The following is a 1,227-nucleotide window of genomic DNA, read 5'->3' as shown; positions in this document are numbered from 1 at the left end:
TCGTTACCTGCTGCATCCTTAGCTGTTCCACTTAAAGAAATATCCAAAGAGTTGGTTGCTTTATAATCTAAATCCGAACTTTCAGTACCTGCTTGAACTGTATATGTAAAATTCAAAGTATTAGTACCGCTTCCTGAAACAGCCGCAATGTAATAATCCAAGGTTCCTGTCTCTAACTGAAGTTGGATTTGACTAAGCGTATTAACATAAATAACCTCACTAAATACTACCTGAACATTCACTTGGTCACCAACCTTATAGGTTCCGTCTGATGTGCTACTGGTCACGTTAATTACCGTTGGTGCAACACCATCTACCAATACAGCCGTAGTGGAACCTACTGAATTTAAGGTAAGGTTTGCATCGTTGGTTGCCGCATCCTTCAAAGTACCTCCATTAGCGGAAAGGGTGCCTACAGTAATACCATCGGTATCCAATTCACCTGATTGTACAACATATCTAAACAGCAAGGCACTTGTTCCTGAGCCACTCGTGTAGACCGCTTGACGCGTAGTAGCCCCAATTGTGATTGCCAGCTGAGGGGTTCCTCCTGTAGTTACAACCGTTACGTTTTCGGAGAAATTGACAGTGAAGTCTAAATTCTGACCTGCAATATAGGTTGCGTTGGCAGGAACTGATACGCTTGTCACTGTTGGTAATACAGCATCCACCAAAACAGAAGTAGTTGCTCCTACTGAGTTTAAAGTAAGGTTAGCATTGTTAGTTGCAGCGTCTCTCAATGTGCCTCCGTTAGCAGCTAAAGTACCCACTGCTATTCCATCGGTGTCTAAATCGCCCGCTTGAACAGTATACCTAAACAATAAAGCACCCGTTCCTGAGCCACTCGTGTAGACTGCTTGACGTGTGGTAGAACCTACTGTTATAGCTAATTGTGGGGTTCCGCCCGTAGTTACAACTGTTAAGTTCTCTGAAAAATTGACAGTGAAGTCTAAATTCTGACCCGAAACATAAGTTGCGTTTGATGGCACAGTTACACTTGTAACGGTTGGTGCAGATTTATCATTGAGACTTGCTGTGTTATTAGTGGTTTGGTTGGCATCTGCGGTTAAGCCGTTTTGGTCAAATACCGCATTGGCTTGAAGGTCTACCTCTAGGGTTTCTGCACCATCTGGCGTGCCTGTTACACTAAAGAAAATTCTAACTACAGTTTCTCCACCTGAAAGCGCTGTAGCTGATCCTTCTACTGTATTGTCATTCTTCTTTACG

1 protein-coding gene is annotated in these 1,227 nt (G+C 43.2%); it reads right to left on the bottom strand.

Going from position 1 to position 1,227, the window contains the following annotated elements; all coding sequences use genetic code 11:
* Positions 1–1,227: hypothetical protein (locus tag AWW67_RS18975; protein WP_221405250.1), on the bottom strand; the 1,227-nt coding region annotated here is incomplete at both ends.

Origin of the sequence: Roseivirga seohaensis, assembly GCF_001592945.1 — a bacterium.
GTDB lineage: Bacteria > Bacteroidota > Bacteroidia > Cytophagales > Cyclobacteriaceae > Roseivirga > Roseivirga seohaensis.
The sequence above is the reverse complement of the archived record's forward strand: the minus strand, read 5'-3'. Positions and strand labels throughout refer to the sequence as shown.